General features: G+C 34.1%; 20 protein-coding genes. 5 read left to right on the forward strand and 15 right to left on the reverse strand.

Annotated elements, in window-relative coordinates:
• Positions 1-68: 68 nt before the first annotated feature.
• The 3 genes from L0Z58_RS05305 to L0Z58_RS05315 all read right to left on the reverse strand — a co-directional run bounded on the left by L0Z58_RS05305 (position 69) and on the right by L0Z58_RS05315 (position 2,679).
• Positions 69-827 (reverse strand): cytochrome c1, encoded by a 759-nt coding sequence (locus L0Z58_RS05305; protein WP_010963022.1) that lies wholly within the window; start codon positions 825-827, stop codon positions 69-71.
• A gap of 347 nt (positions 828-1,174) precedes the next feature.
• Complete coding sequence (locus L0Z58_RS05310; RefSeq protein WP_006280242.1) at positions 1,175-2,404, reverse strand: cytochrome b; 1,230 nt, start codon at positions 2,402-2,404, stop codon at positions 1,175-1,177.
• A 104-nt stretch (positions 2,405-2,508) separates the two neighbouring features.
• On the reverse strand, positions 2,509-2,679 hold the full coding sequence (locus tag L0Z58_RS05315; RefSeq protein ID WP_010082675.1) for a J domain-containing protein: 171 nt from the start codon (positions 2,677-2,679) through the stop codon (positions 2,509-2,511).
• Between the two features lie 68 nt (positions 2,680-2,747).
• Between L0Z58_RS05315 and L0Z58_RS05320 the strand changes: the two genes are divergently transcribed.
• Positions 2,748-4,277, forward strand: coding sequence for an N-acetylmuramoyl-L-alanine amidase (locus L0Z58_RS05320; RefSeq protein WP_227738612.1), 1,530 nt, complete (start codon positions 2,748-2,750; stop codon positions 4,275-4,277).
• A 19-nt stretch (positions 4,278-4,296) separates the two neighbouring features.
• Here the strand turns inward: L0Z58_RS05320 and L0Z58_RS05325 are convergent, their stop codons facing one another.
• Positions 4,297-4,548 carry a J domain-containing protein gene (locus tag L0Z58_RS05325; RefSeq protein ID WP_223823149.1) on the reverse strand — a complete coding sequence of 84 codons (252 nt, stop codon included), beginning with the start codon at positions 4,546-4,548 and terminating at the stop codon, positions 4,297-4,299.
• 169 nt (positions 4,549-4,717) lie between these two features.
• Between L0Z58_RS05325 and L0Z58_RS05330 the strand changes: the two genes are divergently transcribed.
• Positions 4,718-5,281, forward strand: coding sequence for a NifU family protein (locus tag L0Z58_RS05330; protein ID WP_022626407.1), 564 nt, complete (start codon positions 4,718-4,720; stop codon positions 5,279-5,281).
• Positions 5,278-6,504 carry a histidine--tRNA ligase gene (gene hisS, locus L0Z58_RS05335; RefSeq protein WP_010963026.1) on the forward strand — a complete coding sequence of 409 codons (1,227 nt, stop codon included), beginning with the start codon at positions 5,278-5,280 and terminating at the stop codon, positions 6,502-6,504. The genes L0Z58_RS05330 and hisS overlap by 4 nt, the downstream gene beginning before the upstream one ends.
• A gap of 20 nt (positions 6,505-6,524) precedes the next feature.
• Here the strand turns inward: hisS and surE are convergent, their stop codons facing one another.
• The 8 genes from surE to rseP all read right to left on the reverse strand — a co-directional run bounded on the left by surE (position 6,525) and on the right by rseP (position 19,234).
• Positions 6,525-7,277, reverse strand: coding sequence for a 5'/3'-nucleotidase SurE (surE, locus tag L0Z58_RS05340; RefSeq protein ID WP_010963027.1), 753 nt, complete (start codon positions 7,275-7,277; stop codon positions 6,525-6,527).
• 1,386 nt (positions 7,278-8,663) lie between these two features.
• Positions 8,664-10,007, reverse strand: coding sequence for a signal recognition particle protein (gene ffh / locus L0Z58_RS05345; RefSeq protein WP_010963030.1), 1,344 nt, complete (start codon positions 10,005-10,007; stop codon positions 8,664-8,666).
• Positions 9,992-11,551 carry a proton-conducting transporter transmembrane domain-containing protein gene (locus tag L0Z58_RS05350; protein ID WP_038228212.1) on the reverse strand — a complete coding sequence of 520 codons (1,560 nt, stop codon included), beginning with the start codon at positions 11,549-11,551 and terminating at the stop codon, positions 9,992-9,994. Before L0Z58_RS05350 ends, ffh begins: the two co-directional genes overlap by 16 nt.
• A 303-nt stretch (positions 11,552-11,854) precedes the next feature.
• Positions 11,855-14,737 (reverse strand): FAD-dependent oxidoreductase, encoded by a 2,883-nt coding sequence (locus tag L0Z58_RS05355; RefSeq protein WP_010963032.1) that lies wholly within the window; start codon positions 14,735-14,737, stop codon positions 11,855-11,857.
• A gap of 45 nt (positions 14,738-14,782) precedes the next feature.
• Positions 14,783-15,214 (reverse strand): 3-hydroxyacyl-ACP dehydratase FabZ, encoded by a 432-nt coding sequence (gene fabZ, locus L0Z58_RS05360; protein WP_010082082.1) that lies wholly within the window; start codon positions 15,212-15,214, stop codon positions 14,783-14,785.
• A gap of 4 nt (positions 15,215-15,218) precedes the next feature.
• Positions 15,219-15,770, reverse strand: coding sequence for an OmpH family outer membrane protein (locus L0Z58_RS05365; protein ID WP_010082083.1), 552 nt, complete (start codon positions 15,768-15,770; stop codon positions 15,219-15,221).
• Positions 15,771-18,107: an outer membrane protein assembly factor BamA gene (gene bamA, locus L0Z58_RS05370; RefSeq protein ID WP_010963033.1), complete on the reverse strand. Its 2,337-nt coding sequence runs from the start codon at positions 18,105-18,107 to the stop codon at positions 15,771-15,773.
• Positions 18,108-18,115: 8 nt separating this feature from the next.
• Positions 18,116-19,234: an RIP metalloprotease RseP gene (gene rseP, locus L0Z58_RS05375; RefSeq protein WP_010963034.1), complete on the reverse strand. Its 1,119-nt coding sequence runs from the start codon at positions 19,232-19,234 to the stop codon at positions 18,116-18,118.
• 99 nt (positions 19,235-19,333) lie between these two features.
• On the opposite strand from rseP, the gene L0Z58_RS05380 reads away from it, so the two are divergent.
• Entirely contained in the window at positions 19,334-19,612 is a 279-nt protein-coding gene (locus L0Z58_RS05380) for an FAD assembly factor SdhE (RefSeq protein WP_006279484.1), read from the forward strand.
• Here the strand turns inward: L0Z58_RS05380 and L0Z58_RS05385 are convergent.
• The 3 genes from L0Z58_RS05385 to L0Z58_RS05395 form a co-directional block, all read right to left on the reverse strand.
• A complete protein-coding gene (locus L0Z58_RS05385) occupies positions 19,587-19,913 on the reverse strand; it encodes a cell division protein ZapA (RefSeq protein ID WP_010082086.1) in 327 nt (108 codons plus the stop codon). The genes L0Z58_RS05380 and L0Z58_RS05385 overlap by 26 nt on opposite strands.
• A 72-nt stretch (positions 19,914-19,985) precedes the next feature.
• Complete coding sequence (locus L0Z58_RS05390) at positions 19,986-20,264, reverse strand: HU family DNA-binding protein (protein ID WP_010963035.1); 279 nt, start codon at positions 20,262-20,264, stop codon at positions 19,986-19,988.
• Between the two features lie 29 nt (positions 20,265-20,293).
• Positions 20,294-21,946 carry a 30S ribosomal protein S1 gene (locus L0Z58_RS05395; RefSeq protein WP_010963036.1) on the reverse strand — a complete coding sequence of 551 codons (1,653 nt, stop codon included), beginning with the start codon at positions 21,944-21,946 and terminating at the stop codon, positions 20,294-20,296.
• Between the two features lie 139 nt (positions 21,947-22,085).
• Here L0Z58_RS05395 and trmB point away from each other — a divergent pair, with 139 nt between their 5' ends.
• A complete protein-coding gene (gene trmB / locus L0Z58_RS05400; protein ID WP_010963037.1) occupies positions 22,086-22,751 on the forward strand; it encodes a tRNA (guanosine(46)-N7)-methyltransferase TrmB in 666 nt (221 codons plus the stop codon).
• Positions 22,752-22,922: the final 171 nt, after the last annotated feature.

The following is a 22,922-nucleotide window of genomic DNA, read 5'->3' on the forward strand; positions in this document are numbered from 1 at the left end:
CACCGTCATAAAGGAACCAGTGTTAGCTACTTGGATGACAACCATTGTGCTTGAGGCAAAATTGACTATCACTTCTTTTTATAGAGCTTGCTCCAAACTTTGTTGTTAGTTAATACAAAAAACACTGTTAAAATTATAAAATACGCCACTACTTTTAATCCAAGTTTATGCCGGCGCTCTAATTCTGGCTCTGCTGCCCATTGTAAAAAATTTATCACATCATACGCCATATTTTCAACTGTGGCTTGCCTTGCACCATCATATTCCACCATTCCTTCAGAAAGTGGTGGCGCCATAGCTAATCTGCCTGTTGGAAAATACGAATTAAAATATAAATCATTTTCATCGTGTTCGCCGTTTTGATAGCCTGTTAACAATGAATAGACATAATTTGCACCATCATGCCTTGCTTTAATAATTAATGATAAGTCTGGTGGGACTGCACCATTGTTGCTTGCTGCAGCTGCTTCTTTTGTATCAAAAGGCGCAATAAAATAATCCGAAGGTACTCCAGGTCTGTCAAACATTTCACCCAAATCATTCGGACCATCTTTAACTTGATAAGAAGCTGCTATTTGTTTTACATCTTCTTCAGAAAAACCGACATCTTGCAAATTACGAAATGCTACCCTATTCATTGAATGACAAGCAGCACAGACTTCTTTATACACTTTATAGCCACGCTGAATTGACTCTCTATCGAAAGATCCGACAATTCCATCAAATTTCCAGTCTATTTTCTTATTTGGTGATGATTTAAATTCTTCTGCAGATATAAGACTAGATAGAAATAACATGCAGAAGATTGCAAATACATTAGATCCCATGCATAACCACTGTTTTAGTAAATTTCGAATTGATGTCATGCAAGTAGCTGACACTGGAATCCAGCTTATTTCATCACTGACATTATGGTTATCATGCACTCCTAGAATCTGTTGTCCATTGCATGATTTGTAAGTATTTTTATACCTGGATCCCAGTGTCAAGCACTGGGATGACAACGGAAGATAGTGGAATGACACTGTGTGTTGTATACAACGTTCATACAATTGTGTACATGATGCTGGAATCCATTTATTTTTTTTCTGGATCCCAGTGTCAAGCACTGGGATGACAAAAGAGAGCTCTGGGATGAAAGAGAATTTTGTAAGAGATCTGCTTTGAATTGACATCACCTCATCTCCGGCACAGAATCACTTAAGGTTTTTGGTGGTTCTTTTGGCTTTTCATACTTACTAAGCAGTGGTAAAACTATCACAAAGTATGCAAAGTAATAAAGAGTAGATAGCCTACTCATAGTGATGTAAGGCTCTTTTACCTCTTGTCCTCCAAGCCAGGCAAGAAGTACAAAATTTATTGCAAAAACCCAAAAAAATTTCTTAAACACCGGGCGATAAGCACCACTTTTAACTTTTGATTTATCAAGCCAAGGTAACAAAAACCACACTAAAATAGACGCAAACATGGTAAGCACACCAGTAAGTTTATCTGGAATTGAACGTAGCATTGCATAAAAAGGTAAAAAATACCACTCTGGCACTATATGTACCGGAGTGACCATAGAATCAGCTTCTATATAATTGTCTGGATGCCCAAGATAATTGGGAGCATAGAAAACAAATGCGAACAAAACTACAAAAAACAGACCAAAAGTTATGCAATCCTTGACTATATAATAAGGATAGAGAGGGATGGTATCCTTATCTGATTTTACCTCCACTCCACTTGGGTTACCAGAGCCAAACCTATGCAGAGCTATCACATGAAGCATAGCTAAAGCAATAATAACAAAAGGCAGAAGATAATGCAGAGCGAAAAAACGGTTAAGTGTTGGGTTATCCACTGAAAAACCACCCCATAACCATATAACTATTTTATTGCCAATTAAAGGTATAGCAGAAAATAAGTTGGTTATAACTGTTGCACCCCAGAAACTCATTTGTCCCCAAGGCAATACATATCCCATAAAGGCAGTTGCCATCATTGCAAAAAATATAAATATTCCAATAAACCACACCATCTCTCTCGGTCTTTTATAAGATCCGTAATATAATCCACGCATTATATGAACATAGACTACCATAAAGAAGAGCGATGCTCCAACAGCGTGAGTGTAGCGTATTAACCACCCGTAATTCACATCTCGCATTATGCGCTCTACACTATTAAACGCATAATCAACATGCGGAGTGTAGTGCATAGCAAGAAATATACCTGTTATTATTTGTAAAATCAGCGCTATACCAGCCAAAGAGCCAAAGTTCCAAGCATAATTTAAGTTTTTTGGCACTTGGTAAGAAGCAGTGTGTCTTAGAAAAGAAAATATAGGCAATCTATATTCTATCCATCCTAATATGCCTTTTTCTTCTTTTATTGTTTCTTTTTTGTTATCTTCCTGCATAACTTAAACCTTTCTGAACACATGTCCATTGCTACTTTTATCTTATTTTTTTATTGTAGCAACTTATCCTTTACGCACAAATAAAAACTTTAAAGCAATATTAATTACCTCTTCAGCAACCTGTCACGTGCTGCGTTTAATTTTTGTGCAAAATATTCCGAGCCTCCTTTATCTGGGTGAACTAATTTCATTAAATTTTGATATGCTTTATTGATTTCATTTTGGTTCGCTCCAGAATCTATTCCTAGCACTTTAAATGCTCCATCTCTGAACATGTTACTACTACCAGACTAGTATGATTTTGTCTTGTAAATTTATTCAACAACCCTATTCTAACTATATAATGAAAAATTATCTACAAAGTGTTTATGAAGATGGTATGAAAATCCAACTATCTAAAGTCAACAAATATTTATTAGTTTTACTGATTACTGTCTCAGCATTTCTCATATCTGGGCAAGTATCCAGTTCAAGCAATATCGAGAATGATTTTCAAGATTTACAAGAAAAATTACCATTATTGAAAGATCAGGATTTGTTATTTTTAGATCCAGCTTCAGCTTTAAATTATGGTGATAGGGCAGGTAAAAAAGTGTTAATGGTTATAGTTCACCATACTGAAACATCAACACTAAAAGGTACAAAAGATACGCTGAATGCTAGAGGATTGTCAGTTCATTTTATTGTCGATAGGGATGGCAGCATCACCTTAATGGTTCCATTAGAGAAAGAAGCATGGCATGCTGGTATTAGTTATGCAAGAGTTAAGGTAGATAGTAAGCTTGAAGAGTTACGGAAGCTTAACAACTATTCTGTAGGTATTGAAATTGTAAACACAGGACTTGAGCCTTTTCCGGAAGAGCAAATGAGATCTGTTAAAGAGCTGATTTTATACCTTATGGAGCGTTTTAAAATTAAAAGGGATATGATATTTAGTCATTCTGAAATAGGAACTATAGTGTATGATCCAGAGCTTGGCTATACAATGCGTAAACCAGATCCACACAAATTGTTTGATTGGGAGTTATTAGAGAAAAATGAAATTGGATTGCACATAAGTGACAGAATAAACCCTAAAGATGCTAAACACAAAATGGGCAAAACATTGTATAAAGCAGGTGATAGAAATGAAGGTATTTTGAAATTAAAACAAAGGCTGAACAGATTTTTCTATAAGATAGAACCTTGGAATGATAAGAGAGGTAATGTAATTTTTCCTGATAATAATGCTGATTACTCAGATGAGTTTGATGAGAATTTTGTATGGGTTATTTATCAGTTTTCAATACATAATTTACCAAGAGAAATTAGAAAAGATCTACCTCTTAAACTAGAACAAGCAGATATATTTCCTGAATTCTTTAGTGAATATAGTCATGGCATTTCTTCTAGTTATCTAACCTTTAGTGAAAAAATTAAATCGACTCTACAACCATGTTTAAGCAAAGTAGATTATGAGAATTTATTATCTTCTCTTGCACAATATGAGAATAACATTTCTCCTGATGCATCTACCACTTTAATGTACAAAATTAAGTTATACTATGGTTCTTATTTAAGATATCGCATATGGTCTTCACTCTATAAACCATTTAAGCTTAATGTATTGGAAGAGTTAGAGATTTTAAAGAGTGGAGTGTTATCTTTAAAATCACTAGATAGCTCTAAAGCTGCAGAAGTTTCCAGTTTAATTGATAGCTTTAAAGTAGATATTTCTTTAGAATTTCAGGGTTTTGAAAAACAGTGGTTTCAGGAGTTTAAGAATGCTTGGAGACAAGAATTTATACCTTCCCTGGAAGAACAGATAACATGGACTGCACTACATGAAGCAATATTGGAGTATTTAGAAAAAGCAAAGGAAGAAATTCGTTAAACGAAAACTTTTTTTAAGATCACTTTTTTAACAATTTATCACGTGCCGCATTTAGCTTTTGCGCAAAATATTCCGAGCCTCCCTTATCTGGGTGAACTAATTTCATTAAATTTTGATATGCTTTATTGATTTCATTTTGACTTGCCTCAGGATTCAGCCCCAGTATCTTTAATGCTTCATCCTTGGACATGTTATCACCAGTGTAATTTTCAGTATAACTTCTACTGCTACTAAATTCGTTCAAAAACTTACTCAATATAGAGTTCATCATGAAACTCATATTATTTTTTTTTGTCAGGAAAAGAAAAAATATAACAACGCTAGGCAAGACAAATGTAATTACTATGAATACTAAAAAAAGAAAAAAGATGAATGACATGTATATTTTTTTATCATTTTATGATTAAATAGTAACAATTATAATTGTCATGGTAAATAACATGTTCATCCAGATTGAAGAAACACCAAACCCAAATACGCTAAAATTCCTTCCTGGATTTGAAATTTTAAACGAAGGAGAAACTGCTGATTTTTCAAATGCGAATGAGATAAAAAATTCTAAACTAGCAGCAAATCTTTTTCAAATAGAGCATGTGGTAAGAGTATTTTTCGGTCATGATTTTATTTCAGTAACAAAATTGGATGGAATTAATTGGGATATATTAAAAGTAGAAGTTTTAACTACAATCATGAATCACTTTACTTCTGGTGGAAAAGCACTAGATAAAGAAGAAGTGAATGATCCAGATGAAGAATTTTTTGATAAAAATGATATAGAAATTGTAAATAGAATAAAAGAATTGATGGAAAGTCATATCAAACCTGCAGTTGCTCAAGATGGTGGCGATATCAAATTTCGTGGCTATAAAGATGGAATAGTTTATGTTGAGTTGCAAGGAGCTTGCTCTGGATGCCCAAGTGCTGCAATTACTTTAAAGCAAGGAGTGCAAAATATGCTGAGCTACCACATACCAGAGATTGCAGGTATAGAGACCACACTATGACTAATCAAACGGTTAGAGGAACAAAAGATCTCCTGTTTGATGAATGGTACAAGTTTAAATACATAGAGCAAACAGCAAACAGAATCTCAAGTTTATACGGCTTTTTGCCCGCCCAAACTCCAATATTTGAGTGCACGGAGGTTTTTACAAAAACCTTAGGTGATAGCTCAGACATCATCACTAAAGAGATGTATAGCTTCAATGATAAAGGGGGAAAGAGCATAACTTTACGTCCTGAGTTCACTGCAGCGATTGTCAGGCTACTCATTGAAAAAAAACTGCAAACACCGATAAAATTATTCTCAACAGGACCTGCATTTCGCTATGAAAGACCGCAAAAGGGAAGACAAAGGCAATTTCATCAGATAAATTTTGAGGTTTTTGGCATAGAAGATCCAAAAGCTGATATTGAATTGATATCACTCGCTCAGCACTTACTAACTGAATTTGGCATCAATAAAAATGTAAAGCTGGAAATCAACTCTTTAGGTGATGGTGAAACAATAACTAAATATAGAGAAGCTTTGATCTTATACTTTACAAAGTATCAAAATGATCTATCAGAAGATAGCAAAAATAGGTTGATCAAAAATCCACTCAGAATACTGGATTCCAAGGATGAGAAAGATAAATCAATAATTTCTGATGCGCCTAAAATCAGCAATTATTATACGAAAGAGTCCTCAGATTTCTTTGAACAAATACTAAATGGATTAACAATTCTTGATATACCTTATACCGTAAACAATAAACTAGTTCGAGGTTTGGATTATTATTGCCACACAGTGTTTGAGTTTGTTACAGAGGATTTAGGTGCACAAGGGGCAGTTTTTGCCGGTGGAAGATACGATAATTTAGTATCTTCAGTAGGTGGAAAACACACTCCAGCAATAGGATTTGCAGGGGGTATTGAGCGCATAATGGAGTTAATCAATTATTCTCCGAAAGAAGAGCGACCTATTTACCTAATTCCAATCGGTAGAGAGGCTGAAAAACATGCTTTAACACTTGCAAATGAATTGCGCAGAAATGGTTTATATGTAATCTATGAATATAGCGGAACGCTCAGAACCCGAATGAAAAAAGCAAATCAAGCAAATGCTAAAGCTGCTTTAATCTTTGGCGATGAAGAATTGAGTAGTAAAACTTTAAAGATTAAAAACATGGATACAGGTGAAGAAAAAATAATTGCTCGCGATAACACAATAGAAAATATCTATTAGGAGCAATGCAAATGTTTTTCTCAGTCAGCTATAGAAGAAAATTCGTCTGCACAAGAATTTTTCATAGTATTCAAAGTATCATAATCTGTAAAATCTAATTTTACCGGTGTAATAGTAATAAATCCTTCTTTTATTTTATTTATACTACCACTGCCTGAGTGCTCTCGAGACCAATTTAAGCTAAAAGAGCCATTCGAATTTTCAGTAAAAGTTAAATCCCCATCAATGTTATATTCACCTTGTTCAGCAAATTCTACTCCTTTTACTTTTTCCTTAGCAGGAAAATTTACACTCATCACTATGTTTTTAGGCCAACCAACCTTAACTAGCTTGGCAATAACCTTTGGTGCAAAAACCTTTGTATTGTGCCAGTCTATTTTATCATGATAAACTTGGCTCAGCGCAATAGAAGGTATAGACCTTGCAGCACCTTCCATTACAGCACCAATTGTTCCTGAATAACAAATATCGTCCCCGACATTTGATCCAATATTTACTCCGGACAATATTAAGTCTGGTTTTTTATTCATAACTTTATTTAGCGCAATAATGACACAATCTGCAGGAGTACCAGACACACTAAATTCCCTTTCACTATGTTGTTTTATTCCAATAGATTGTTTCACTGGATAATCAAGAGATCTTGCAGCTCCGCTTCTATCAGTATCTGGTGCCACTATCCATATTTCTGACGCAAAATTCCGTGCAACCTCTTTGAGTAATTTTATTCCTTCACTTCCAAAGCCATCATCGTTTGTTATCAATATTATCATATACAATACTCAGCTATACAGCTCCAAATTATGTAAACCACTGGCTGTAAATAAACTCATGAGGCTTTAAGTTTCTTTGCATAACTGTGGACTGTAACAAAGAACCTGCTGTAAATCAATAGATTTCTTGCACAGGCCATAACTGTCATTACAATAGAAACGAAAAAACTTACTTGACAAACTCCGCCAGCCCCCTTATCATGAAACTGAAGCTATTTATTTATCTTCTCTGTACAGATTAAATGACAAAAAAACTCACGTGTCTGGCGTCTCATGTTTAATTTTTTGCACTATGTGCACCTTATGTCTTTATCAAACTTCTACCTACATAAGCTGAAACGCGCTTATAAAGCGTTTAAAACATAAAAAAACGCCAACTTAAAAAATGGATAGTGAATAACTAGCTACCCTAGGGTTTCTTTTGCCTTTTTTTCTGTTTAGTAAATTTCTTAAACATTTATAGCTAAGGTTAGTTGCATTTAAAAGCAGCTGAGTCGTGGTTATTAAGCGTTTAGAATAAAAAAACGCCATACTTGAAAGTATAATGTAAGTAATTAGCCAACTACGGAGCTTCTTTTGTCTTTTTTTCTATTTAGTAAATTTCTTAAATATTTATAGCTAAACGACAACCGTCATCCCGCTGCTTGTTAGCGGGATCTAGAGATACCGCGAATGAATCGCGGTATGACGTAGGACTGCTGTCATTCCAGTCTGGAATCCAAAAAAAAGGATGATGTCATCCCAGTGCCCTGACTACTTGGATCCAGTTTTCTTTACAAATTCACAAAAAGTGCTTCATTCTATAACGCAAAACCCATACTCACCAAACCCAATGCATTACTTGCAATTAAGTTTCCTGGATCCAAGTAGTCAAGCTACTCGGATGACACCCTTTTGGATGGAGACCAGTGTCAGCTACTTTCATGACACCATTCTTTTTCCTGGATCCAAGTAGTCAGGGCACTAGGATGACAAGAGAAAGAGGCTACTGGGATGACAGCTACCCTGACAATCGTCATCCCACTACGTGTTAGCGGGATCTAGAGATACCACGGCGGTATGACGGTTCGCAGCGGTATAGTAACTCGTCATCCCGCTGCTTGTTAGCGGGATCTCTTGTTAGCGGATGAGATACCGCGAATGAATCGCGGTATGACGTGTTGAAACAATCCGATAAGGTAAGCCTCGTCATCCCGCTACGTGTTAGCGGGATCTAGAGATACCGCGGCGGTATGACGTGTTGCTTGGGTCAGCTATAGTATTTCTTAAAATTAATAATAAATTTCTTGGCTAGCAAGAAGCTGTAAATTTTTTTGCGAGATCTAAGCCGCTTTTGATATAGCTAAAGGTTTACTGATGATTTGTCTCATTCCACTACCTGCTGACTTACTTTCTGCTTAGCATATCCATCAAATCAGATTCTTTGAGTTTACTATGGTCAACTTTACTGAACTTATTTACCATAGAGCTCATTTGATTATACTGCTTAATTAGAAGATTAATGTCAGTTACAGTTGTTCCGGACCCCTTAGAAATTCTAAGTCTTCTTTTGCCATTTAAAATATCTGGATTTTGCCTTTCTTTTTCAGTCATTGAGTTTATGATGGCTATATATTTTTTCACTTTATTGTCATCTGGCAGACTGCTACTTAGCTTTTTTGTAAATGAACTAGGAATGAATTTCATTATGTTGCTAATGCCATCCATTTTACTCAGAGTTTTTAACATTCCCACTAGGTCGTTTAGGTCGAATTTACCTTTTTTCACTTTCTTTTGTAACTTATCAATTTCTTCCTGACCAACAATCTCAGCAGCTTTTTCAACCAATGAGACAACATCACCCATGCTAAGTATCCTTTTTGCAATTCTATCGGGATAAAAATCATCGAGGTCACTTAATTTTTCACCACAAGCAATAAATTTAATTGGACAATCGGCGATCATTTTCATAGAAAGAGCAGCACCACCACGTGCATCACCATCAACACGGGTGAGAATAATGCCGGTTACACCTATTACCTCATTGAATGATTTGGCAATGTTGACCGCATCCTGGCCTATCATTGCGTCGGCTACTAAAATAACTTCTGCAGGTGAAGCTATTTCCTTTACGGCTTTCAACTCATTCATCATATTATTGTCAATATGAAGCCTGCCTGCAGTGTCTAGTATTAATACATCATAATTATCGTTCTTTGCTATTGCTATTGCCCTTTTTGTAATTGTAATGGGCTTCTCATCTATTACTACAGGTAAAGTTTGCACATCTATTTGTTTACCTAGCACTTCAAGTTGTTTCTGGGCAGCAGGCCTATAAATGTCTAAAGAGGCAAGCATCACTTTTTTCTTTTGCTTTTTTAGTTTTAAAGCAAGCTTTCCTGAGGTAGTTGTTTTACCTGCACCTTGTAAGCCCACCATCATAATCACAGCAGGGGGTTTAACTGCTAGATTTAAGTCACTTTTCTCTGATCCGAGAACTGCAACTAAATTATCCTGTACAATTTTAATTATCATTTGTGCTGGAGAAACACTTTTTATGACTTTTTCCCCAATCACTTTATCTTTAATGTTGTTGATGAATTTTTTTGCAACTTCAAGTGAAACGTCAGCTTCAATTAAGGCTATGCGTATTTCACGCATGGCAAGATTAAAATCATCTTCAGAAATGATTGACTTTCCTCTCAGTTTACTAAATACAGAATTTAAACTTTCAGTTAACGATTTAAACATAATAGCATTAGTAGAATACTCATTAAAAAGAGAGAAGAAGCTGAAACAAAACTCACTGAGTTATAACTCAGCACTTCTTTAAGTTTAGTAATATTATTAAAGTATAAACCAACAAGTGGATTAGTCAAGTTTTGCACTACGCTGGCAAACATTTCTCTAGTTTTAGAGACTAACTGATTGAACAGCAAGATAATATAGGGTATGAAAGCTCTAAAAATCCAATCAACATCCATTTTAAAATTTACTCTCGGGTAAAATAACTTGCGTAAAGGAATAAACAATAAAGTGGTACATAGTAATAAATTAAATTGCGACCAAATATTTTTTGTGTTGTACACAAAATCGAAAATCGAAGGTTTATTGTAAATAGGTAAGTAAGGATTGCCAGCGATTACGCATATAAATGCTAAAATAATCATAGTCATTTTGCTTCCTCTCTCTGCTAAAGGTTTTGACTTACTTTTTGCAATAAATAAGTAATAAAGAAACTTTAGCCCCACGCTTAAATGAAGCAGCAAATTTAGAAGCTTATATAAATTTTTATACCCTTTTAAGGCAACAGTGTTCATTTCAATTTCAGCTGTGATATATGATTTACTGATAAATCCAACGGTTCCAGGAAATGCAGCCATTGTAAGTATTGCGATTATAGCACACATGCCTTCCACTGACATCAGTTTACCCACTCCATTAAAACTAATTGTTTTTGTTTGTGAAATAATCGAATTACTGACCACAAACAATAATGATTGATAAACAAGAGAGAAGATTATATGCAGTATCAAAATTGGTATTGCTTTTTCCGAAGGACTGAGCAAACTTCCTGCAATAATCAGCAAGCCCATTTGTCCTACAACGTTATAGCATAAAAATCTGCGAATATTTTGCTCAAGAGAAGCAAATATAATGCTGTAAATTGCAGTGATGGCGCCTACAAGCGCTAATATTTCAGTACAATCTTGCCATAGGTTATAAGTGTGTAAAAGCATCACTAAAAAAGAGACTTTAGTGGTAAATAAAGAGAGATATGTGGTGCCATGTAGCGATGCAGCAGGATATGCATCAACAACCCAAAATGAAAAAGGAAAACAAGCGCAGTTTATCAATAAACCCAAAATTATCAGGTTAGTGCTTTGAAGTGCCAATCCTGCTATTAATATAACTCCAACGAAAAAGTGTACACAAGCGTACCTTATTGCAGGTCCACTATCTCTACAGCTAGCTGCGATAATAAAAAATGCACTGATGGTCATTAATTCACAGAATATTATAACCAATATCATATGTTCAGATAAAACTGCATAAAGTGAACTAATAGTGTAAGCAGCAAAAGATAGCATTTCTGAAAAAGTCAAATTTTGTGCTGGTAGAACAGCTAAAAATGCAACTGATAAAAAAGATATTAGTATGGTACGAAAAGATAAATCAAAATCTAGAATTGGGAGAGACCAATTTACTGCAATGCTCAAATTTTCAGGTAATTTTAGGACTATAACTATTAATACAGTCAGTAGAAGTAACAGTGACGATTTATAAAGTTGCACAATAATTAAAACCAATATGGTTTATGCTATCTCAATATATGAATAAAATCAATTTGCATATTAACCACTCATTAAACTAATTATCATATAATTATATCAGAGTTTAGAGGGTTATAGAGAAACCGGTCAGATTAGGTTTTTAATCTAATCTGACCGATAGCTTTAATAGTGAGGTAAGCTTTAATATAGCACTCCTAATTCATAACGCTACACTCGTGCATAATTTATTTTTAATTTGTGCACGAGCGTTAGTAAATTATTTACTTTTTGAAATAAAATTTGGCATCACTTTAATATTGAGACTTAGTAAACCTCAGTAGGTCTGCCAGTTGGGCCCATAAGAATTATTTGCTCGCCTTCTCTTAAGTGTCTGCATAAATTAGTGGAGCCGCCGATTTCCAGCACAATAGTGGAAATAATTCCTTTTTTTTTGTCTACTTCAGTGCCGGTTACGGCTATACCTTCCATAGCAAGGTTTGTATTATTGGCTTTTCTGCCATTGGTTTCAAAATTTTGCAATCTAAAGAATTGCCCAGGCTTAAAATTCTTTGCCGCAAGTGGTGCTTTGATCACTATTTCCACAACTTTGTCTGTTAAATATTGAACTTTTATAACCTTTGCAGTGAATTGCTCTTTGATTCTATTAAATAATTCTTTATTAGCCAGGTCTTCAACACTTGACCACGCATTTTTTTTCTGGCCCACAACATCACACACTGGAATGACAGAAACGAAGCTATTAACTCCACTCAAAAGCTGAGAAATAATAGGGTAGCCGTTTTTAGCACTTGCCATAGCTTTCACGACGCTGCCACTATACGAAGGGTGAAGATCACCAAAAAAGCTGATTGTTTTATTGCCTTGCTTATACACTAATATTCTATCTTTATTTTGCATTTTAGGAGAAAATATTGGGTCTATTTCTTTTCCTGATGAATTCAAATGAGTAAAATACCCATTACTTAATTTAAAATGCTTTTTATCTTCTGTTGCAATAACTGTATTTGGCTCAGTACCTGCTGCTATAAAAATAGAACGTGCTTTTATACGTTTGATTTCGCCGGATTTTGTGTCTATCAGTTTTATTAATTCAGCATGGTTATATTTATCCGTCACAACTTCAACTGGCTCTAAGTTTTCAATAAAGTAAATTCCTTCTGACAGTGCATTTTGCACCTCTTCGCTATTTAATCGATAACTTGGTGAATCTTTTAGCTCTTTTCTATATATAACTTTCACTCCCCCGAGGCTCTGCATTAACTCTAATATTTTTATTTCTCTATTCTCTTTTTTTGCTAACTTTTGCTTTTCTCGGATCAATTGTGCGTGCGATATAAACTCATTCGCAATTTCGCGCTCTTCTTCTGTCCAATCTTTTTCAACACAGTCCTTTCCATACTTATCAACTAATATCTCATAACGAAGAAGAAATTTTTCTACTTGAATTGGATAATACGCTAAAGCTTCAGTGGCAGTGTCAATCGCAGTAAGCCCCGCCCCTATGACAACTATCGGCATACGAACTTGCAGATTTGCTATAGAATCAAATTTAAGAGCGCCAGTCAGTTGTAACGACATCAGAAAATCAGATGCCATGCGTACTCCACGAGCTAGTATGTTTTTTATTTTGATCATTCGTGGCTTACCAGAGCCAAGTGCTAGGGCGATGTGATCAAAACCCAAGTTGAACGCGTCATCAGCATTAATCGTGCCACCAAAACGAATGCCTCCATAAAGTACGAAATTCTCACGTCTTTCCAGCAGTAATCTAATAATCTTTAAGTAATTCTTATCCCACCGAGAAGTAATGCCATATTCTGCCACCCCACCAAACCCTCCTGCCGTGCGTTCACTCAATTTTTCGTGTTTGAAATCTTTAATTAGCTGGAAATTATCGATCAAAGGTTCAATCTTTAGTCCATCAATGGTGATAACGTTATGCCCATCATTCAACAAATGATGAGCTAAATTAAAACCAGCAGGACCAAGGCCTACAACTAGAACGTTTTTTCCGGTGTTTTCTCTTGGCAATGAACGCTGAAAATTTAAAGGATTCCAACGGCTGAGCAGAGAATATATTTCAAATCCGTACGGTAAACTGAGCACATCATCCAGAATCCTTGTTTCAATTGCTGGCACATTTACGGGTTCTTGTTTTTGATATATGCACGAATTCATGCAGTCATTGCATATTCTGTGTCCAGTAGCCGCGCATAATGGGTTATCTATCATCACAATTGCAAGACTTGCTATGCTGTACCCTTCGCTTTTCACCAGATTCATTTCTGATATTTTCTGCTCTAGTGGGCAGCCGTGCAGTTCAACTCTAAGTGGAGACTTTTTGAAAGTATTGTCATCATTAATTAGCCCCTTTGAGCAGCTATCCTTACTTTGCTTATGACAAAATATGCAGTAGTGAGCATTATCCAATGCTTTATCTAAACTAGCCTTTTCACTTGTTAGGTCAAAACCGTATCGTCTTTTTACTTCATTTGAATACAGCACTTCAACTTTGTCTACTTCTTTTTTAGAAAATGGTATGAGGTTTTCGTGGTCAATTTTTTTATGTATGCTAAATAATATACTCTGTTTATTTTTTACTCTCCACACTGCATATTGTGCCGCAAGTTCTATTTCCTCTTTGTGATTTTCTTTATCTTCAAACCAATGCATCACCTGCTCAGCAAAATTTTTTTCTGTTGTTGGCAAAGTGAGAAAATGACTTAGTTTGTTAGTAATATCTATATTCGCCACATTAGTGTATTTCTTCAATGCATAGCGTTGGACAAATAATCTTTTGCACTTATATATTACAGCAAAGTCGTTGTGCTTTTTCTTTAGCTCCTCTATTTCTTTTTCAACATTAAAAAGTTTTGCAATAAATTCATCAAGTAAATATGAGAGGTCTATAATGAGCTGGCTATCTGTCATCCAAGTAGCTGACCGTTCTTCTTGTTTTCTAGATCCCAGTGTCAAGCACTGGGATGACGGGGGGTGACACTGGGATGATGGGAGGTGACACTGGGATGACATCGAAGAAGAAGCTGCTTTTTCTCTTGCTTCAATTAATGAACAAAACAAGCTCTCATCACATGATTTAATATAATTCAAAAATGTCTCATCTAATTTTGTTAATCCATTGCGAGTATATAGATTCGAAAATGAGATTTTGAAATTCAGCTTCATTGCTATACTATAAAGTGTACATGCTGTTTCTTACAGATGAAGATTTTATTTATTTTGCAATACTGCTGAGATTGTTGCTTCTGCAACTTTTTCTTCGCTAACAGATGCAATACACCTAAATTTGTATACACCTAAACACACACTTTGAATGTTAGCTTGAAGAATCAATGTGTCCCCTGGAGTAACTAGCTTTCTGAATTTTGCATTTTCAATGGATCTCAAGTAAACAACTTTATTTTCTATTGTTTCTTTACCTAGAACACATATAGCAGATGCCTGAGCTAGAGATTCAATTATCAAGACTCCTGGCATTATCGGATGACCAGGGAAGTGGCCAATAAAAAATGGCTCATTGAAAGTCACATTTTTGATTGCTTTTATACTTTTACCAGGATCACACTCTATAACTCTATCTACTAAGAGAAACGGATAAGAATGTGGTAGTGTTTTTATAATATCACTGATATTAAATTGCATAAGTCTATTCAATGCCTTTTAAAGCAAATTCAGGTATTTCCTTGTTTATATTGTTTAATACCACATCTGATAAATCAACTTCATCCATGGAGTATAAAACTTGGTTCTTTTTTGAAATAAATAGTACCAAATCTATGTTGTTTTTTTCTGCCGTTTTTTTAGCGACTTCTTTTATCTTGTTAAAAACACTCTCTACTGCTTCTCTATAGCTTTCTTCTAAATGTAACATTTTTTTAGCATAATTATCTCTAACATTTACAGTGTGCTTATTAAATTGTCCTGTCTTTTCCTTTTTTGCTTCTTCTGACAAAAGGTCAAATTCTTCTTTTGATGGCTTAAGTTTTTCTAACTCATTTTCAAATTCTTGTTGTAATCTAGAATTCTGCTCCTTTATTTGTTGTTGTATATTTTGCAGAGCAAGAGATTCATTGATGACTTTTTCACTATCGATAATTGCAGCCTTTGTGTTCTGAGGTTGATATCCTACAAACTTATACCCCACAAATAAGGAAATAATTAAGGCAATAACTGATATAAATAACTGTATATATTTCATTCAAATCCCCGCTTCAATAGAAAATTTAACATTTGGTGATGGTATTATATCATAAGATTCCTTTACTAAAGGAAACCCGAAATCCAATCTAAGTCTACCAAAAGGAGAAAGCATTGAAAAGCCAAAACCTGGTGACACTCTCACAAGCTTGCTATCATAGTATTTCCCTTCATACTTCTTATTTTTATCATCTAAGCCAAAAAGTGTTGCATAGTCAACAAATAGTGAGCCTTTGATACCAGCATAGTCATATAGTTTTGGTAGAGGAAAATCCACTTGCTGTGTTAGATTAAAATAAGTTTTGCCTCCTAATGAGCTTTTATTTTTGTCTTCTGCTCTTGGTCCAATACCGGAAAGGTCAAACCCTCTAATCTCATTACCCCCTTTAAAAAAGTGCTGGCCAATGTTTAGATTTTCATCAGTATAAGAAAAAATATGACCTGCCGCCATCTTAAAGCGTAGCGTTATATCATCGTCAATTTTGCTTAATATAGGGTGCGTATAAAAAGATAAGAATTCAGATTTCAGGAAATTCACGTTTCCTCCCAATCCTGAAATATCCTGACTTAAGCGCAGTAAATACCCTTCTTTTGGAGTATAGAGGTTATCCAGTTTATTATATGCCAACGTGTATCCCACTGATGAAATCTGATGTTTACCTTTTCGGTCCAGTATTATTTCAGAGATATCGGTGTCTTGTCCACCCTTATGATCCATGTGTATATGATTATACTTATAAGAATAGCGAAGGGAATTAGTTAAGTTCTCTGTGACTTTATATGATAACTTTGTAAAAAATCCCATATCGCAACTATCAAAAGTAGTGTTTGGTTTATCTTGTTTTTCATAAAATACACCCATGCCTAGTGACGTATCAGAATCGTTAAAATTATTTTCAACAAACTCTAAATCAGTAGAAAATACGTATTGACTTTTTTCAAGAGCAAAAGAGAGCTCTTTTCCAGTACCAAATAAATTACGGTCTTTGAGGTCAATTTTAATCAATGCTCCACCAGGAAGAGACACACCTCCTCCCAAATACAACGAAGTAGTGTTTTTTTCTTTAACACTTAAGTCAAGATTTACTGCATTATCATTAACTGCATAACTATTTACTTTCACTGTTTCAAAAAAATCACTACTCATTAGTTTTTTACGTGACTTTTGAATCTCAGATATATTGTACGCATCACCTTCTGCTACACTTAGCTTACTTCTGATCACTTTATCTAAAGTGCGATCGTTACCATCAATTGTAATTTGATTTATATAAATCTTTTTACCCGGCAGCACTCTGTAGGTTACATCTACAACATTGTCACGTTGTGCATACTCTGGATTAACTTTTGCAAATATATATCCTTTCTCATTTAAATATTTGTTTATTTTTTCTACTGTATTATTAATTTTAACTCTATTAAATATCTTATCGTTTTCCTCTGTTATAAAATCCAATATTTCTTCTTTTAGGCTCAAATCCTGAATTTCAGTTTCAATATTAACCTCATTATTTCCAAATAAATACTGCTGTCCTTCGTCAATCAAAAAAGTTAACTCTGTTTGATTGTTATTATCAACCTCAACAATTGGTTGAATATTATTTTGAATATATCCTTTAGATGAATAAAAATGATCGAGCAATTCTGTGTTAATCAATAGATATTGCGGTGAATAATGATTTCCGCCTTTTAAAATAGCTCTAAATAACTTACTAAATATGTCATTACTATGTCTTTTGATAACTTGCTCTAGCTCATTTTCAGAAAAGTTTTTGTTGCCTATAAATCTTATATCCTTAATTTTAGAGGTTTTGCCTTCTTTTATTTTAAAAATTAGATTGACTCTATTGCCATCAAGCTTATTCAGGTCATATTCAATTTTAACACCAATCTTACCGTTATTTCTATAAGTAGTGACTAAATTCACTAAATCGTTTTGCAATTTTGTTTCAGTTAAAATAGTTAGCGACTTTGATTGAATCACATTACTTAGCAGCTCTTTGCTGTTAAATAACTTATTGCCTTTTAACACTACCTTGTTAATCAGTGGATTTTCTTGAATTTTTATTACTAAATTTTTTTTATCATCTATGTAAGCATTAACACTAGCAAATAACTTTGTTTTATATAGATCTTTTATAATTGAGTCTATATCATCGTCGTTTATATAATCACCAGATTTTAGTTTTATATAGAACCCTATTGTCTGGTTGCTTACCCTCTCATTACCAATACATTTGACATCTTTCACCTGCACTTTTTCCGCAGTTCCTAAAGCAACAAGCAGGGCAGGAAAAGAAATAAAAACCACTACCAGTATATAAAATAGCTTTTTCATATTTTATTTCAAAAAAGATCCCTAATATCATTTGACATTCCAGTTGCCATAAGCAAAAACAACACTAAAGCACCAAAAATAGCTGCATATTTTTGACATTTCAAGCTTAAATCCCTACGTATAACCGCTTCTATGATATAATGAAATAAATGCCCACCATCTAGCAGTGGTATTGGCAGCAAGTTAATTGCAGCTAAATTAGCTGAAATGATTGCCATAAAATATAGAACCATAATAAATCCCTTTTTAGCTGATTGTCCTGAATATTTTGCGATTTTTATTGGTCCACCTATTTTACTTGCACTCCTCTTACCAACAATAATTTGAAAGATAGCTTTAATCGTTAAGCACATAGTGTGGTAAGTTTCACTTACTGATAAGCTCACAGCCCCAAGAAAAGACGACTGCTTTAATGTATTGACTGAAATAATCCCTATAGTTTCTCTTTCTATTGTGTTGCCAAAAACGTCTTTGTCCTTGATTATTAATGGAGTTAAACTGGTCCTGTGCTTCTCATTATTTCTGCTATACTCAACCTCCATTCTTGTTTTAGGATTCGACATTATCACACGTGAAATATCTTCAAAGTATTTTATTTTATGCTCATTGATTTGTGTAATAGTGTCACCTGGCAACAAACCAGCTTGCTTAGCTGCACTACCTTCGATTACATTTTCAATCACCGGTGGAGTGCGATAATAACCTGCTATGCTAAAAAATATTGTAAAAGCTATAACAGCAAATACCATGTTTGCAAAAGGCCCTGCAAAAACTACTGCTGCTTTTTTATGACGCGGTTTTGTATGAAATGAATACAATTTTTCTTCTTCCGTTAATTCTTGTTGATCAGCTGGGACACTCGCTGCATTAGTATCTCCTAGCATTTTAACATAACCACCCAATGGAACAACGCTTAATTTCCATCTAGTTCCAGACTTATCGTTAAAACCAAAAATTTCAGGACCAAAACCTATGGAAAAAGATTCAACTTTAACTTTGCATGCTTTGGCAACAACATAATGCCCATATTCATGCACGAATACTATGACAGAAATTATTAAAGAAAATGATAAAAAATAATATATTCCATCGCTAAATTGATGGATAAGATTAGAAATTAATTCCACCTGTATATTTAGATCTTAACAAAATGTTAAGTATATTAAAATGCGCCTCGCTTGACAAGTATTTAGTTTAACTTTTAAATTAAAAAAAGTTTAATTGTAATGACAGATACCTCACTACTCAGAAGAAAATTAATATATAGAAGCTGGCATAGGGGTTGCAAAGAAACCGATATACTTTTAGGGCATTTCGCATTGAAATATCTTGATAAATTTTCCTTAAGCGAACTAATCGAATACGAAAAAATAGTTGATCTTGATGATTACGAATTATATTGTTACATAACTCGTAAGACAAACCTCCCTCCTGGCTTGAATAGTCAGATAGTCAATTTAATTGCTTGCTTTATTGAAGCTAATCCTTTATGCACTCAAGATTAGTGATAATCTTATTTACCTTATCTAGTACCTCAGTATATTCTATTCTTTTCTCGTTTCTATACTTTTCGCGCTCTTGATTTACTTCATCTAATCGCTTTGTTAATTCTAAAATTTTATCCTCAAGAATTAGTGCTGCAAGTAAGAAATTTAATGCATCCGAACCCTTACCTCCAGTTTTTTGAGATACAGAACTAACTAACTTGTCAAAACTATTAGCAAGGCGTAATAAATGATTCCCCTTCCCACTTTCGCAAGATATTTTATATGTGTTATTACGTATAACTATTTCTACTACTTGCATATGGTGCTAAAAATTTCTATCGTACAGTATAAACTCAAACCCCTACTTTCATCTTATTTATGGTATAAATTTTTATTCATTTATCAAATCAGATAATTTTTTACTGCTACGAAAATATGTTTTAAAGTATTGATTCTTTGTAAACTTCTGTAACATTAAATGGCTTGTTTCTTTCAAGTTATAACTTCTAACTGAAAAAGAACCAAACCCCCTAATTTCAACTCTATTATGATGTTTCAATGTGCTTGAAAGTATCCCAAAAAATCTATCAACTATAGCTGCTATAACAATCTTATCTAAAAAAGGATGTCTTTTTGCTACCCTCGCTATTATATCAGACTTTGTTGCCATTTATATGAAGCCAAAATAAGTAAACCTTATCACTTAGCAGATAATGCTATGTTATATTCTTCAACACCCAATACTTCAACTTCTATTTTTTCTGATATAGAGAATTTTTTATTCTCTGGTAAATGCTCTTGATCTATTAGAAGGGTTACATCGTTCTCAACTTCAACGACTAGTCCATTATTTTCTCTCTTATCTACAATAACCTGTATTTTATCACCTACCTTAACTTTCTTTATCAGTTCTTCAAGAGGATCATACTCTATTTGTTTTATTCCAAGATAAATTCTTGCCCGATTCACGTTAGCCCTTATTACTTTTGCTTCTATTTTATCACCTACATTATACTTCTTTATCTCATCTGAACCGTTTTTAGACCAACTAAAATCTTTCACATATATTGTCCCTTCTACGTTCTCATCTATTTCAGAATCACCGAAAGCAACAGATACATATGAGCCGGTATTATTCTTCACTTCACCAGAAACAATAGAACCAGGAGGATATTTATTGATAAATACTTGCCAAGGGTTGTCTACACACCTTTTCATGCTTAAACTCATCCTACTCTTAGCAATGTCAATACTGAGAATTTTTACATATACTTCTTGTCCCCTTGTTACGAGACTACTAACTGGTAAATTACTCTTAACCCAAGTTATTTCTGACGAGTGCACTAAACCTTCAATTCCAGGTCTAAGCTCAACAAATAATCCATAATCTTCTATGCTTGTTACATAACCCTTATGCACACTATCAACTGGATATTTTGACTCTGCATCTTGCCAAGGGCTATCTTCTAGCTGCTTCACACCCAAGGAAATTTTAGCATTTTCCTTATCTATTTTTATAATTTTAACTTTTATAGTCTGACCACAAGTAAAAACTGCAGACGGATGACTTACCCTACTCCAAGAGATATCTGTAATATGTAACAATCCATCTATAACTCCCACTACATCTGATTCATGAATACCGACAAATACACCGTAATGAGTGATACTTTTTATTTTCCCTTCTATTATATCGCCTTCATTTAAAGATTCTAAAAATTTAATTTTTTCACCAGCGTGCAATTTTTCTAACACCAGCTTTCTTGATACTACAATATTGCCCTGCTTCTTATCCATTTTAAGCACGATGAACTTTTGTTCAGTTTCAATAAGGTGCTTCGCATCTTTTACTTGCTTCAAATCCACATGACTCAGCGGTAAAAAAGCGCTTATTCCGTCACCAAGATCAACAATAAAGCCACATTTAATTGAGCGTTTAATAACTCCGCTTACTTCAGCCCTTGTAACTGTATCTTCTTCCAACTTATTCCATTTTTCGTCCCTAATTGCTTTTTCACGACTAAGAACAACATTACCATGATAATCTTCAATTCTTTCCACATAAACTCTGATTTTCGAGCCAATAATGACCTCATCATTACAACCGAGTTCCTTGATCAGAATTCTCCCGTCAGATTTTAAACCAATATCAACCACAACGTCGTTAGGGTTTATTCTTGTAATTACACCTTCTACCACATCTCCTTCTTTAATTTTGTTAACAAAAGAATCTTCAAACAAGGTATTATCTTGATCCTCAAATTGGCCTTGACATATCTCTTCTATAAATTTGTTTGATGATAGCTTTCTGATAGTAACCGGTAGATTTACGACTGGATTATTATTATTCATACCTTTAACTTAAACTTTATTAGAACTCATATATTATATAATATTAACAATTATTGACAAGTAATTTTTCATTAACTCATTTCGAGAATTGTTTAAGCTATATAAAATATAGTGAGAAAATTATATATGTATCAAGAATATGCTATTTAAGAATAGCAAGTGGATTGGATCGTTCTCCAGAAGGTCCAGGCTAAAACCTGATGTTGATGAAATATTGGAAAAATATTCTATTCAAAACAGCAAGGAATCTATAGAGAAAATTGTAAATTCACAAAAAAGAATATGGGTAGAAATAGGCTTTGGCAACGGTGAAAATATGCTTTACCAGGTGCTCAATGAACCTGATCTATTATTTATAGGATGTGAGCCCTACTTAAAGGGGGTTTCTCGCTTGCTAACAAACATAGAAATACAGAACATAAAAAATATTTTAATGTGGACAGAAGATGCAAGAGAATTGATTGCAAATTTTCCTGATAACAGTGTTGAAAGATTCTTTATTCTCTTTCCAGATCCATGGCCAAAAAGAAGTCACAATAAAAGACGATTAATTAATACGGAATTTTTAAATTTATTAGCAAAAAAAATACTTATAACAGGGGAAATATTCATTGCAACCGATCATCAGGACTATGCAGAGTGGATAGCATCACATATAAAGCAGTGTAACTCTTTAATCTATAGGGAAGACGATTTCACAAGTTATACTCTTACAAAATACCACAGAAGAGCGCTCAAAGATCAGCGTAAAGTGAGGTTCTTTAAAGTAAGTGTTATTAATAATTTGCAGACTATGGATCAATAGAGTTTTTGCATATCTCTTTTACGTTAACTATAGATTAAAAATAATAAAAAAAGAGGGAGAAATAGAGTAAATTCCTTTAACTACTTCTCCTTATGAAGGAATAGACTTCTTGCATAACCCAAACTAAGTAGAAAAAAGGTATCATCCAAGTAGCCCCTTTCTCGTCATGCC

Origin of the sequence: Wolbachia endosymbiont of Aedes aegypti, assembly GCF_021496215.1 — a bacterium.
Taxonomy (GTDB): Bacteria; Pseudomonadota; Alphaproteobacteria; order Rickettsiales; family Anaplasmataceae; genus Wolbachia; species Wolbachia pipientis.